This window comes from Tatumella sp. JGM91, from assembly GCF_018257575.1.
Lineage (GTDB): Bacteria > Pseudomonadota > Gammaproteobacteria > Enterobacterales > Enterobacteriaceae > Tatumella > Tatumella punctata.
Map to the genome: position 1 here is coordinate 144,701 of NZ_JAERJP010000005.1, position 13,183 is coordinate 157,883.

Annotated in this window: 11 protein-coding genes and 1 pseudogene; 8 read left to right on the forward strand and 4 right to left on the reverse strand. The window is 50.1% G+C overall.

The window, feature by feature from the left end; genetic code table 11:
- Positions 1 to 163 precede the first annotated feature (163 nt).
- A complete protein-coding gene (locus JK198_RS05360; RefSeq protein WP_212707185.1) occupies positions 164 to 493 on the forward strand; it encodes a hypothetical protein in 330 nt (109 codons plus the stop codon).
- A gap of 82 nt (positions 494 to 575) precedes the next feature.
- On the opposite strand, the gene mepS is transcribed toward JK198_RS05360, so the two are convergent.
- Entirely contained in the window at positions 576 to 1,151 is a 576-nt protein-coding gene (gene mepS / locus JK198_RS05365; RefSeq protein WP_212707184.1) for a bifunctional murein DD-endopeptidase/murein LD-carboxypeptidase, read from the reverse strand.
- Positions 1,152 to 1,807: 656 nt separating this feature from the next.
- Here mepS and JK198_RS05370 point away from each other — a divergent pair.
- Positions 1,808 to 3,370 carry an APC family permease gene (locus JK198_RS05370; protein WP_212707183.1) on the forward strand — a complete coding sequence of 521 codons (1,563 nt, stop codon included), beginning with the start codon at positions 1,808 to 1,810 and terminating at the stop codon, positions 3,368 to 3,370.
- A gap of 63 nt (positions 3,371 to 3,433) precedes the next feature.
- Here the strand turns inward: JK198_RS05370 and JK198_RS05375 are convergent, their stop codons facing one another.
- A complete protein-coding gene (locus JK198_RS05375; RefSeq protein ID WP_212707182.1) occupies positions 3,434 to 4,129 on the reverse strand; it encodes a phosphatase PAP2 family protein in 696 nt (231 codons plus the stop codon).
- Between the two features lie 331 nt (positions 4,130 to 4,460).
- Positions 4,461 to 5,033, reverse strand: a complete 573-nt coding sequence (gene yeiP / locus JK198_RS05380; RefSeq protein ID WP_212707181.1) for an elongation factor P-like protein YeiP — start codon at positions 5,031 to 5,033, stop codon at positions 4,461 to 4,463.
- A 172-nt stretch (positions 5,034 to 5,205) separates the two neighbouring features.
- Here yeiP and JK198_RS16780 point away from each other — a divergent pair.
- Positions 5,206 to 5,459: pseudogene (locus tag JK198_RS16780) on the forward strand (YkgJ family cysteine cluster protein).
- A 67-nt stretch (positions 5,460 to 5,526) separates the two neighbouring features.
- On the opposite strand, the gene JK198_RS05390 reads toward JK198_RS16780, so the two are convergent.
- Positions 5,527 to 6,468, reverse strand: coding sequence for a LysR family transcriptional regulator (locus tag JK198_RS05390; RefSeq protein ID WP_212707179.1), 942 nt, complete (start codon positions 6,466 to 6,468; stop codon positions 5,527 to 5,529).
- Positions 6,469 to 6,910: 442 nt separating this feature from the next.
- Between JK198_RS05390 and JK198_RS05395 the strand changes: the two genes are divergently transcribed.
- The 5 genes from JK198_RS05395 to fruA all read left to right on the forward strand — a co-directional run bounded on the left by JK198_RS05395 (position 6,911) and on the right by fruA (position 13,145).
- The gene (locus tag JK198_RS05395) at positions 6,911 to 8,113 is read left to right on the forward strand and encodes an MFS transporter (RefSeq protein WP_212709959.1); all 1,203 of its coding nucleotides are present in this window, start codon (positions 6,911 to 6,913) and stop codon (positions 8,111 to 8,113) included.
- Positions 8,110 to 8,949: an SDR family oxidoreductase gene (locus JK198_RS05400; protein ID WP_212707177.1), complete on the forward strand. Its 840-nt coding sequence runs from the start codon at positions 8,110 to 8,112 to the stop codon at positions 8,947 to 8,949. Before JK198_RS05395 ends, JK198_RS05400 begins: the two co-directional genes overlap by 4 nt.
- A 394-nt stretch (positions 8,950 to 9,343) precedes the next feature.
- On the forward strand, positions 9,344 to 10,477 hold the full coding sequence (fruB, locus tag JK198_RS05405) for a fused PTS fructose transporter subunit IIA/HPr protein (RefSeq protein WP_212709958.1): 1,134 nt from the start codon (positions 9,344 to 9,346) through the stop codon (positions 10,475 to 10,477).
- On the forward strand, positions 10,474 to 11,412 hold the full coding sequence (fruK, locus tag JK198_RS05410) for a 1-phosphofructokinase (protein ID WP_212707175.1): 939 nt from the start codon (positions 10,474 to 10,476) through the stop codon (positions 11,410 to 11,412). The genes fruB and fruK overlap by 4 nt, the downstream gene beginning before the upstream one ends.
- Before the next feature lie 20 nt (positions 11,413 to 11,432).
- Positions 11,433 to 13,145, forward strand: coding sequence for a PTS fructose transporter subunit IIBC (gene fruA, locus JK198_RS05415; RefSeq protein WP_212710017.1), 1,713 nt, complete (start codon positions 11,433 to 11,435; stop codon positions 13,143 to 13,145).
- Positions 13,146 to 13,183: the final 38 nt, after the last annotated feature.

Sequence of the window (13,183 nt, forward strand, 5' to 3'; positions counted from 1 at the left end):
AATTTGTAGTTAAAGTGATAAAAATAATCATCAGTTTGTGATTGTTTTTATCAGTCAGCCGGTGACAGGCGATCTTTGTTAAGGCAGCGGAATATCCACAGTTATTTTCCTGCCGGTTACGGAACGCGGACCGGATGAACTTCTGTTTGCGGGGAGAGATTATTTGGACAGGCAGCAGTTATCGGTTATACACCGGTTACCTGATTACTATCACTGGTCACCTGCGATGCCTTCAGCTCTCACAGTGAGCGAGGTAGTGCATTCCGGTCGTGGTGAAGATGTGGTTATTTTTGAACTGCTGGATTCTCAGGAGCAGCAATCTGAGCAGGTGATGTTAGCACTACAAAAAATGCTGGCAGAGGTCGATACGGACAGTAACGTTATTGAGTGGCGCGGTACAGCCTGCCTGCTGGTTGCCAGCACCGATGAAGCCACGGTAAATTGCTGTCTGAAGAATAACGGGGTAGCGATTGCTGAGAATTTCCCGCAGTAGTCACAGACAAAAATAACCATAAAAAAACGCTGCTTAAAAGCAGCGTTTCTGTCTGGCTAAAGACTCGGAAGGCCTGACAATATCAACTGTGGGCGCTGTTACTCAGTACCCGTCTGGCTTCACGGTAGCGATTTTTCCAGTAACTGTCATTCAGGCTCGAAATCATTACACCACTGCTGGTAGATGCATGGACAAAGTTATTGTTGCCCAGGTAAATACCGACATGGCGGCCGGTAGAGCCGGCACGAAACAGAACCAGGTCCCCCGGGCGCAGTTTATTTCGTGAAATTTTAGAACCCGTGTACTGCTGACCTGAAGTAGAACGTGGTAAATCAAGGCCAAACTGCTCACGGAATGTCCGCTGAACAAAGGCAGAACAATCAATTCCGCGTTTAGTGTCACCGCCCATCCGGTAGCGTACGCCTTTCCAGTCAGCGTACTGATCCATAATGCGGGACTTAACATCCACACTCTGAACCATCTGTTCGAATTCATCCTGAGACGCCTGAAGTAAAAAACCACTACGGTTGTTAACTTCATGCTTCTCGATCCGGGCTGTATTATTAGCCGGGGTACTGCATGCTGAGAGTAACGTTGCTAATGCAATGGCAGGAACAATCCGCCAGATATATCTCAGAGTTGGTTGAGACTTGACCATTATTCAGAGTTTCCTTCAAAGTCCTTACGACAGAATTGCCGCTAGCCAGATGACAGAACAGAAAGAGGATAATCAGCCATTAATAAACTGTTTTACGGAGCACGAATAAATACGCAGAAACCACCGTAATGAGCTGTTTATCTAAAATTAACCGCTGATACGAAATTCAGATTACCGCATAAAATGACAACTGGCGAGAGCTTTTAAGTAATTTTTTGACATGGATTAATTTGAATAATTTACGAAATGTGTCCTGGCGTATTTTTGTGCACTATTTCCCCGTTAAACCGCCTGACCGCCTGCCCTGAAAGGGAACACTCTTGCCGGATAGTGCTCAGCAGATTGTCGCTGGATAAGCTGTAATTTCTGAATGTAACTTTTCGTTAAGTCAGCATCATTCGGGTGCAGTACGCACTGCCATTGTACATGCTGAGTGGTTCTTTTTTGGCATTTTTTCTGCCTTGTCTGCGGGGGTAAGCCGCGGAATCATAGTGTGTACTGGCATGTTTTACGGGTAACACCCTGACCACTGTGGGGTTGTTGTTATATATGGCATGCAAAATGCTAAGCCTGAAGGGAAAGGAAATAACAACAGCAATACATAAACCATAACCTAAACCAGATGTCTGGTCGGGATATCACATTAAGAGGTGTTTATGGCAAAGGGTGCATTTAAACAAAAATTAGGACTGGTTGATCTCAGCCTGCTGGGTATAGGGTCAATGATAGGTTCCGGCTGGTTGTATGCAGCACTGACCAGTTCAGGCTATGCAGGTGCACAGACCGGCTGGGCATGGATACTGGGAGCAATCATTGTATTGCTGATTGGCTTAGTGTTTGCCGAACTTTCGGCGGCTATTCCACGGGCTGGCGGCTTTGTCCGTTACCCTAATTTCTCTCACGGTAATGTGGTGGGATTTGTTATCGGCGTCAGCTCGCTGCTGGCATATACCAGTACTGCCGGGGTTGAGGTAGAAGCGGTACGACAATATGCACAATACTGGTGGCCCGCGCTCAGCCACCCGGATGGCAGTCCGACAGCCTCTGGTTTTGCGGTACAAATTCTGCTGCTGGTGGGTTTTTTCCTATTAAATTACTGGAGTGTCAGTGTTTTCGGCCGGGTAAATACTATTATTACTACCTTTAAATTTATTGTGCCTCTGCTGACGATTGGTACGTTATTTATGTATTACCATGGTGCTAATCTGGATGTGCCACCGCCGCCGCCCGGCGGTGCTCACGGTATTTTCACCTCTCTGACGGGGGCAGGGATTGTTTTCGCCTATCTGGGATTCCGTCAGGCGGTGGATTTTGCCAGTGAGGCGAAAAATCCGCAGCGTAATGTCCCGCTATCAATTATGATCGCTATTGCTGTCAGCTTTATTATTTATATCGCATTACAGTATGCTTTTATGGGGGCTGTGCCTTCAGAAGCTCTGTCAGCCCATGGCTGGGATGGCCTTAAAGCTGTTTTCCAGTCTCCTTACGCTGATCTTGCACGCAGTCTCGGTATCACCTGGCTGATTAATCTAATCCTGGTGGATGCTGTTATTTCTCCTGCCGGTACCGGTAATATTTATCTGGCGGGTGCCAGCCGGGTATTATTTGCCTGGGCGCGTAATGGTCATTTATTTAAAGTGTTTGGTGAAGTTGACCCTAAATCCGGTGTTCCGCGCGGCGCTTTATGGCTGTCACTGATGCTTTCCATTGCCTGGACATTACCTTCCGAATTTCAGGTATGGGGCGGGCTGATTGGCGCTGTGACCTCGGCGACCGTCTTTACATATATGCCGGGGCCGGTCACTCTTGGCGCATTCCGTCGTCATCTGCCGGATATGGCTAGGCCTTTCCGTCTGCCGGTTGCGGCGATTTTCAGCCCGCTGGCTTTTGTTGCCAGTACTTTACTGATTTACTGGAGCGGCTGGTCGGTCAATGAACTGTTAATTCCGGTACTGGTGATTGCCTGGGTCGGTTACGTCTTATTCGGTAATAAGAGTGTCACTTCGGGACGGGATCTGAAATGTGGCTGGTGGTTACTGGTGTACTATCTGCTGGTGCTGCTGGTGTCTTATCTGGGAACTTTCGGTGGCATTAATATCATTGCTGCCCCGACAGATATGATCCTGGTAACGATTATTGCACTGGTCTGTTACTACTGGGGGGTTATTACCAGCCTGCCGGTGCCTGAAATTACCGATAATGAAGAACTGAATAGTTAAATACTGCAGACTCACAGTAAAAAGCGCCTGACTGGCGCTTTTTACTCCGGTACAACCTGATTACTACTTACGGCGTGGTAACTTTCTGTCCAGAAAGTTAACCACCGCATCACTGCCTGGTGTCAGTAGCCACCAACTCATACCGACCAGCACCACCGACAGGGAGCCGACTGCAATATCGGTAAACCAGTGCGCACCGGCCATCACCCGCGGCAGGGCAAAGATAAAGAAAATGACTGCGGCTTTGGCAAAAGCACGACCACCAAAATAACGCCACATAAAGCAGGCGAAAATCATCAGCATCATACCGTGGTCACCGGGGAAACTGTCTGACGAGGCATCTTTCGTCGGAATTCCGGTAAGTTCGCCGACCCGGTGAACGTTCTGGAAAAACAAGGTCGGGCTGGAATGCACCACCGGGATTCTGTGTCCCAGCTGATTCAGCACAACGGCACTCAGTAACAGGGTAATACCGATCGCCAGCATTCGATGACGTCCGGCCGGAGAATTTTTCCGCCAGTAAGAATAGTAAAGTAATCCCATAGCAATCAGAGAAACTGCATCAAACCCGCGGTAATTAGTAATTGCTACGAATTTTGCAAACGCAGGATGGGATACCATACGGCTGTTAAAGTCGAAAAATATCGATTTATCAATAGCAAACCAGAAGCCGTGATGTTCCGGAAGATACCATGAAAAAAACAGAGCAAGACCTGAAGCGTTAAGCAGGAGAATAGTTATCAGACGTGAAAGGCGCATTTTTAAACTCAGAATAAAATTAATTCAACAAACTCAGGCAGAAAAATTAAACAGATGTTTAATATTCCCTGAATGGACAGCGAAGCCAGACGCAGACTTGCGGTCATCATAATAAAAACGCGGCGATTATAACGGTTAATCCATTATTACATTGAACGAATCAGGGGATGAGGAGTAGAAAACTGTAAATATTTACCACTGAAATGTGAAAAAATAGCACATTAACTGGCACAGAGGATCGCACTATGATCTGTGGCAGAAAGTGACCCGCCGGCCGGGTTAATGCTCTGGCCAGAGGTCACTTTTGCCGCGGATAGCAGGGGAGTGATACTTAATCTGCTCTGCCCATATAACGGCGCTCAGGAATATGGATCCTGATTTTATCACCGTTACTCAGGTATTCAGGGACCTGAATAACCAGGCCGGTCACCATACCTGCGGGTTTAGTGCGGGCACTGGCTGAAGCACCTTTAATGCCCGGAGAGGTATCGGTAATTTCCATATCCACGGTCTGGGGCAATTCGAGGGCCAGAATCTGGCCGTCCATTGTCAGTACGTGCATCCCGGGAATACCGTTTTCCGGAATAAACAGCAGTTCTTCTTCGATCTGATTTTTATTGAAATGGTAGGGGGTATAGTCTTCATCATCCATAAAGACATACTCGTCACCGTCAATATAAGAAAAAGTCACCGCGCGGCGGCTGAGTGCGATGGTATCGACAATATCATCACCTTTAAAACGCTCTTCCACTTTCATACCGCTACGGATATCGGTAAAACGCATTTTATACAGGGTGGCAGCGCCGCGGGCGCTCGGGCTCTGTACATCAATATCTTTCACCAGCAGTAATTTTCCGTTCCAGGTGACTGCCATACCACGTTTTATTTCATTTGCCTTTGGCATCAGAACTCTCTCTATGTGAGTAAAACAGAATTTTGGCGCAACGTTACCCGCGCAATCGCCGGCAGGCAATAGGGCAACAGAGAAAATGTTTACCGATAGCTGTTCGCTACCGGAATAAATGTTACCCTGACTGCTCCGGCCCCGGCCTTTTCGTTCGTTAGCGGAGTATCCTGTGGAATGTCGTTCGCAATGCGGGGCCTGTTGTATTGCCCCGTCAATCTCTTCCCCTATTCCCGGAATGCCTCTCGGTAACCCGCGAATGTCAGATGTATTCAGTTATCTGAAGAGAACTTATGCAATATTTTTGGTTCAGCCCTGCGGCCTGAAGTCTGCGGAAATCTTCAGCCTTCTCAGGATATGTGTCTGACGGATCGTGATGCAGCGATGACGTATTTATTGCAGTTAGAAGCGGTAACTGCGCCGTAATATCAGGTCATTGCGTATATCAGTCTGGTCAGTTCACGATAAATTACGGCTGAGAGCAGGCCGCAGGTCATTCAGGATAAATGGAATTATCCGTGTCAATCTCTTCTCTGAGCACCTCAATTAGCTCCTTCAGGCCCTGTGGAACCTGCCGGTGGCCAGGATAGTAGAGGTACATAGGATCTTCTACAGGTGCCCAGTCAGGGAGCACTGCTCTGAGACTGCCATCATAAAGATAACTACGGACTCGTTCTTCAAGGCAGTAGGCGATACCGGCCCCGGATAAGGCCAGTTCAATGGCCAGTGCTGTTTCACTCACGCAGATCTGCCCTTTGACATCAATTACACGATAGTCATTACCTTTACGAAATTCCCACTTATAAATGACTCCCTGTCCGGTACGTAATTGAATACATTCATGCAGGCGCAAATCTTCAGGCACAGCGGGCGGTGTATGCTGATAAAGATAGCGTGGTGATGCTACGGCCACCCATCTGAGTTCTTTTCCCAGTCTGACCGCGACGAGATCTTCAGGGACGGTTCCGCCAAAACGTATCCCGGCATCAAAGCCTTCCGAGATAATATCAACCATCCTGTCATCTACACTGATTTCCAGTTCTACCTCGGGGTACTTGCTGATGAAACGCGTCAGGTGGCGCGCGATAATAAGACGTGCCCCGTCACTTAGCACATTAAGCCTGAGCTTCCCGACGGGGGTATCACGCAGACGATTAATTTCTTCAAGAGCGGCTGCTATTTCTTTGAAACCCATTGCAAGGCGGAGTGCAAGGCTTGCTCCTGCCTCGGTAGGTGAAACCGTACGGCTGGTTCTGTTCAGCAGCCTGACACCCAGTCTGGTCTCAAGGTTGCGTATGGTATGGCTAAGTGCAGAAGTGGTAATCCCTAATGCGATAGCTGCTTTTGTAAAACTTCGCATTTCTTCAGTAATCAGAAACGCATTGAGTTCAGCAAGATCGCTGCGGGTCAGAGTTGTTGAATGCCTGGCGGACATGAGATTAGACCGTTGATAAAAATTCAATACACTGTCAAATAACAACACACAGAATCGTACCTGAAAGGTGGTAAGTGTAGACTCATTGAACAAAATGATGCAACCCGACGCTGCCTCGCAGAACGATTTTTCTGCCAGAAACATTATTTACCGGTAAACAGAAAAAGTCTGGTCTGTCGCCTTAAGGGCTGGCTGAGTGCTTATCTGTAAAATTAAATAACGTACATTGTTGAATCAGATTCATCGTTGCTGGCGATCTGATTCATCAATATTTTCCTCGAAGACGTTAAAGTTTACTTCAGTTTAATACACCATTTCCTGTTACCGATTTCCCCGCAGCGCTATGAACGATAAGGAGCGCTCTGGTGGAAATTATTACCCCGGGGGGGAGTGGTTCTTATTTTTTGCTATAGGCAGCTGAATAGATGTGGAGTCATAATTAATGTCTGAACAAACATTCTCCCGACAGAATGAGCGTATTCGCCCGCCTGTGGGGCTTTTCCCTGCGATGCTTGCCTTGGGAGCGGGCGGATTATCTATAGGGACGGGCGAATTCGCGCCGATGAGTCTTCTGCCGGATCTGGCGCGTGGAACAGGCGTCACTGTGCCTGTAGCGGGTGGCTATATCAGCGCTTATGCGGCCGGAGTTGTGATTGGTGCCCCGGCGATTACGGTGCTGGGGGCGCGTCATAACCGTAAAACATTACTGTTGGTGTTGCTGGTTATTGCATTTGCAGGCTATGCATTGACCGCTCTGGCCGCAGGTCATAATGCTATGCTGACAGCCCGCTTTATAGCGGGTATGCCTCACGGTGCCTGGTATGGCGTCTCCGCCCTGGTGGCGGCTTCAATGGTGTCACCGCAATATAAAGCCAGATATATCGGTTATGTCATGCTGGGACTGGCCATAGCCAACGTTGCCGGCGTTCCACTGGTTACCCGGGCGGGGCAGGCGCTGGGGTGGCGTATGTCCTTCTGGATCGTAGCCTGGGGTCTGGTCCTGACAGCCTTAATGGTTGTGTTGTTTATTCCATCTGTTGCGGCAGACAAGTCAGCATCCCCGCTGAAAGAACTTGGCGCACTGAAAAAGCCACAAATTCTGATGACATTTGCAGTCGCGTCGGTCAGTTTTGCCGGGATGTTTGCTGTATACAGCTTTATTACTCCTGCGCTGACGGATACAGCAGGGTTTCCTCTCGGGGCTGTACCTTGGATCCTTGCTCTTTGGGGAGCAGGTATGGTTGCCGGCAATATTATCGGCGGCCGGCTTGCTGATATTGCTCTGGTCCCTTCAATTTTTGGGATCATTCTCTGGAATATCGTTTTTCTCGGGCTGTTTTCCCTGACCGGTACCCTGAAAGCTCCGGCACTTATTGTGCTGTTTATGCTCGGATGTGGCTTTTCCCTCGTACCGGCACTTCAGTCACATATGATGAATATTGCCGGTGAGGCACAGACCCTTGCTTCATCACTGACTCACAGTGCATTTAATATTTCGAATGCCCTCGGCGCAGCAGCAGGCGGTTTTATTATCGTTTCGGGCGGTAGCTGGATTTCTACAGGCTGGGTAGGGGCGTGTTTTTCCATATTGGCACTTTTTATTATGTTTTTATCAGTACGTATAAAAGACAGGAGTCACACATGAACGACAAAATCATTAGTGCAGGTAATGTTGCTGTCATTACCGGTGCAGCAAAAGGTATCGGAGCGGCGGCGGCAAGAGTACTGGCCCAAAAAGGGATGACGCTGTTTCTCTTCGATCGTGACAAGTATCGGCTTGAACAACTGGCCAGCGAACTTGATACGAAAGTACAGCTGGTGGTGGGTGACATTACCTGTGGCGAACACCGGCAACAGCTAATGGACAAGGTTTACAGTGCCCGGCTAGAGGTGAGTCTGTTATTTAACAATGCCGGGGTCAAGATTACTGCCGGTGCCAGTGATTCCCCCGATCTGTGGAGAGAACAGATGGAGGTTAATCTGTTGTCAATGGTCGCGGTCCAGCATATGTTTCTCCCTGAAATGTTAAAAATGCCGAAAAAGGGAGCAATTGTTAACCTCGGGTCAAAGGAAGGCATTACAACCCCGCCAGGATTTGCGGCTTATAATGCTTCAAAAGCCGCAGTAAAAGTTGTTACTGAACAATTGTCGCATCAGCTGTTACAGGAAACCGGTACCAGACTCACGGCTCATCTTCTGGTTCCGGGCTATACCTGGACTGATATGAATGATCCGGGTATGGATGAGCATAACGGTAAAAAACCGCATGAAGCATGGACGGCAACACAGGTTATCGACTATTTTCTGCCGCGCTTTGAGCGCGGGGACTTCTACATTATCTGTCCTGATAATGCCGTTACCAGTGAAATGGATGCTAAACGCATCCTGTGGGCTACTCAGGATATCACCGAAAACCGTCCGGCTCTGTCTCGCTGGCATCCTGACTGGAAGGCTGCTTTTGAAGGCTGGATGAAAAGCTGATATTCCTCGCGAGTCTGTTTCATTCAGCACAACATCTGATTTTACAGGGCGCCGGGGTTGACTCCCGACGGCAGGCGACGGGCTGTGCGGGTGGATTAGGTGCTGACCCACTGCGCCCTGATACTGTTTGCTGAAGCTTGCTGAAAAGGATTCGCGTCAATGATTTGTATCAATTTTCTCTGAGCGGAATACCGTAGAATCGTCAGTAACAATTATGAATTGTGCGTGGCCTCAAAAATTTACAATCGAAATCCGGTTATTTCTTGCGGCATAATCATTTCGACTTCAGTATAACTGATACGTTTCAGCGTTTATGGGGATCCTGTGTTCAGACCGGGTGATTTTTTTTCGGGAAGTTGCTGAAACGATTCAACAGCAGATAGCGAGGAGTACTATGTTCCAGCTCGATGTTCAGGCGATACACACGGGTGCCAGCGCCAGTGATAAAACCGATGCTATTCGTCAGGTTGCGGCGGCATTAGCTTCTGCCGGTAATGTGACCGAAGCTTACGTCAGCGGAATGCTGGCACGCGAACAGCAAACTTCTACTTTCCTCGGCAATGGTATTGCCATACCCCACGGGACGACCGATACCCGCGATTTGGTATTGAAAACCGGCGTGCAGGTATTTCAGTTTCCGCAGGGCGTTAGCTGGGGTGAAGACCAGACCGCCTATGTGGTGATTGGTATCGCGGCCAAATCTGATGAACACCTGACTTTACTGCGTCAGCTGACACATGTGTTAAGTGATGACAGCATTGCTGAAACACTTAAAACCGCGTCAGCTGAAGAATTACGCGCCATTCTGATGGGGGAAAAACAGGCGGCAGAATTCCGTTTTGATACCTCAATGATTGTGACAGATGTTGCTGCGGCTGAACTGATGACCCTGCAGGCACTGAATGCCGGCCGGTTACAGGCCGCCGGCGCGGTGGATGCTTCTTTTGTCAGTCAGGTAATTTCTGCCAGACCACTGAACCTGGGACAGGGTATCTGGCTGAATGACAGTGCCGCAGGCAATATTTTCAGTGCGATTGCGGTCAGTCGTCCGGCAACGCCTTTCACCACGGCAGACAATGAACGGGTTGCGCTGTTGATTACGGTCTCCGCTATCGATGATCAGCCTCTGGGCGCGTTAGGTTATCTGCATAAATTATTAGTCAGTAATAACGCCGGACAACTGCTTACCGCCGATCAGGCAGGCATTCTGTCATTGCTGACCAGTGAGTATGTGGCAGCCAGTGAAGCCGTTACGGCTGAGTTTGTTATCCGCAATGAGCATGGTTTGCATGCCAGACCAAGTACCGCACTGGTGAGTGTAATCAAAGGCTTTAACAGTGATATTACTGTCACTAATCTTGATGGCAGCGGTAAACCAGCCAACGGACGCAGCCTGATGAAAGTCGTTGCCCTCGGGGTCAAAAAAGGCCACCGGCTGCGTTTCACCGCCAGCGGTGAAGATGCCCATGCGGCAATCGACGCTATCAAAGCCGCCATCGATAGTGGTCTCGGGGAGGGTGCAGCATGAGCAGAAGAGTGGCGACTATTACATTAAACCCGGCATATGACCTGGTGGGCTCGACCCCGGCAGTGGAACTCGGTGAAGTTAACCTGGTGAAAACTACCGGCCTGCATGCTGCAGGTAAAGGTATCAATGTTGCTAAGGTACTCAAAGACCTGGGGATTGATGTCACTGTGGGTGGCTTTCTGGGCAAAGAAAACCAGGACGGGTTTCAGCAATTATTCAGTGAACTGGGGATTGCTAACCGTTTTCAGGTAGTTGAGGGCCGTACCCGGATTAACGTTAAGCTGACTGAGCAAACCGGTGATGTGACAGATTTTAACTTCTCCGGTTTCAGTGTCACCCCCCGCGACTGGGATCGTTTTACGACGGACTCCCTTAGCTGGCTGGGTCAGTTTGATATGGTCTGTGTCAGCGGAAGTCTGCCGGAAGGTGTTTCCCCGCAAGCCTTTACCGAATGGATGAAAGCCCTGCGTTCCTTATGTCCGTGCATTATTTTTGACAGCAGCCGCAGTGCACTTGAAGCGGGGCTGAAAGCAGCACCATGGCTGGTTAAACCTAATCGCCGTGAACTGGAAACCTGGGCCGGAAAACCACTGCCAACCCTGCAGGATGTGATTGACAGCGCCCACCGGTTACGTGAAGAAGGGATTGCCCATGTGGTGATCTCTCTGGGGGCCGAAGGTGCATTATGGGTTAATGCGTCGGGTGAATGGCTGGCGAAGCCCCCGGCCTGTGAAGTCGTCAGTACTGTGGGGGCCGGAGACTCAATGGTCGGCGGGCTGATTTATGGCCTGCTGATGCGTGAGTCCAGTGAGCATACCTTGCGGCTGGCAACGGCAGTGGCTGCACTGGCTGTCAGCCAGAGCAATGTAGGCGTCTCCGACAGGGCACAACTGGCGGCAATGATGGCACGTGTCGATTTACAACCCGTCCACTGACAGCAGAAGAGGAATAAATGATGAAAGCGCTGCTGATAACTGATGCATCACTGGGCAAAGCCAGTGCATTTTTTGCAGGCAAAGCGGCTGAAGCTGCTGCCGAAAAAAGCGGAATTACACTTACCACCTCAGCGGAAGATGCAGAACTGGTGATTGTTGCAGGCAATACTCTGCCTTCTGACGGCGGATTGTCAGGGAAAAAACTCTGGCAAGGTGAATTGCAGGCGTTACTGAATGATAGCGTGGCTTTTCTGACCACTGCCCGTGAACAAGCCAGCGAATGGCAGGCCACCGATATTGCCGAATCTGTCCTGCCGGCGGTTGACCTGCCGGGCGGACCTAAGCGTATTGTTGCGGTCACCGCCTGCCCGACCGGTGTGGCGCATACCTTTATGGCGGCAGAAGCGATTGAGGCAGAGGCGAAAAAACGTGGCTGGTGGTATAAGGTCGAAACCCGCGGTTCAGTCGGGGCTGGCAATGCGATTACGCCCGAAGAAGTTGCTGCTGCAGATCTGGTCATTGTGGCTGCAGATATCGAAGTGGATTTGGCAAAATTCGCCGGCAAGCCAATGTACCGGACCTCGACCAGCCTGGCATTAAAGAAAACTGCTCAGGAATTTGATAAAGCCCTGAGTGAAGCGAAACCCTACAACCCGGCCGGCAGTCCGGCGGCTGCAGCGGGTAGTGGTGACAGCAGTAAAGAAAAGGCCGGTGCTTACCGACACCTGCTGACCGGGGTGTCTTACATGCTACCGATGGTGGTGGCCGGCGGGTTATGTATTGCTCTGTCTTTTGCCTTTGGTATCAATGCCTTTAAACAGGAAGGCTCACTGGCAGCCGCACTGATGCAAATCGGTGGTGGCAGTGCGTTTGCCCTGATGGTGCCGGTACTGGCCGGGTATATCGCTTTCTCGATTGCCGATCGTCCTGGTTTAACCCCGGGCCTGATTGGCGGTATGCTGGCTACCAGCACGAATGCTGGCTTCCTCGGGGGGATTATTGCCGGGTTTATTGCCGGTTATGTGGCTAAATTTATCAGTACCCGGCTGAAGTTACCGCAAAGTATGGAAGCGCTGAAGCCTATTCTGATTATACCGCTACTGGCCAGTCTGGTGACCGGATTGCTGATGATCTACGTTGTCGGTAAACCTGTTGCGGCGGTAATGGAAGGACTGACCCACTGGCTGGGTAATATGGGAACGGCGAATGCGGTGCTGTTAGGCGCGGTATTGGGTGGCATGATGTGTTCGGATATGGGCGGACCGGTCAATAAAGTGGCCTACGCGTTTGGGGTGGGTCTGTTAAGTACCAAAACCTATGGGCCTATGGCTGCGATTATGGCCGCCGGTATGGTACCACCGCTGGCAATGGGTCTGGCGACGTTGCTGGCCCGTAAAAAATTCAATCAGGGACAACAGGAAGGCGGTAAAGCAGCACTGGTGCTGGGCTTATGCTTTATTTCTGAAGGGGCGATTCCGTTTGCCGCCAGGGATCCTATCCGTGTGATCCCGTGTTGTATGGTCGGGGGGGCGGTAACAGGCGCAATTTCTATGGCGGTTGGCGCACAGTTGATGGCACCTCATGGCGGTTTGTTTGTTCTGCTGATCCCCGGTGCGATCACCCCGGTATTAGGTTATCTGCTGGCGATTATTACGGGTACTCTGCTTTCAGGTATCGCCTATGCGCTGCTGAAAAGACCGGAAACGGTGGCAGCAACCACGGCTACCGCCTGACGGCTGGCAGCAGAAAAAAAACCCGTGGCGCACAGCGC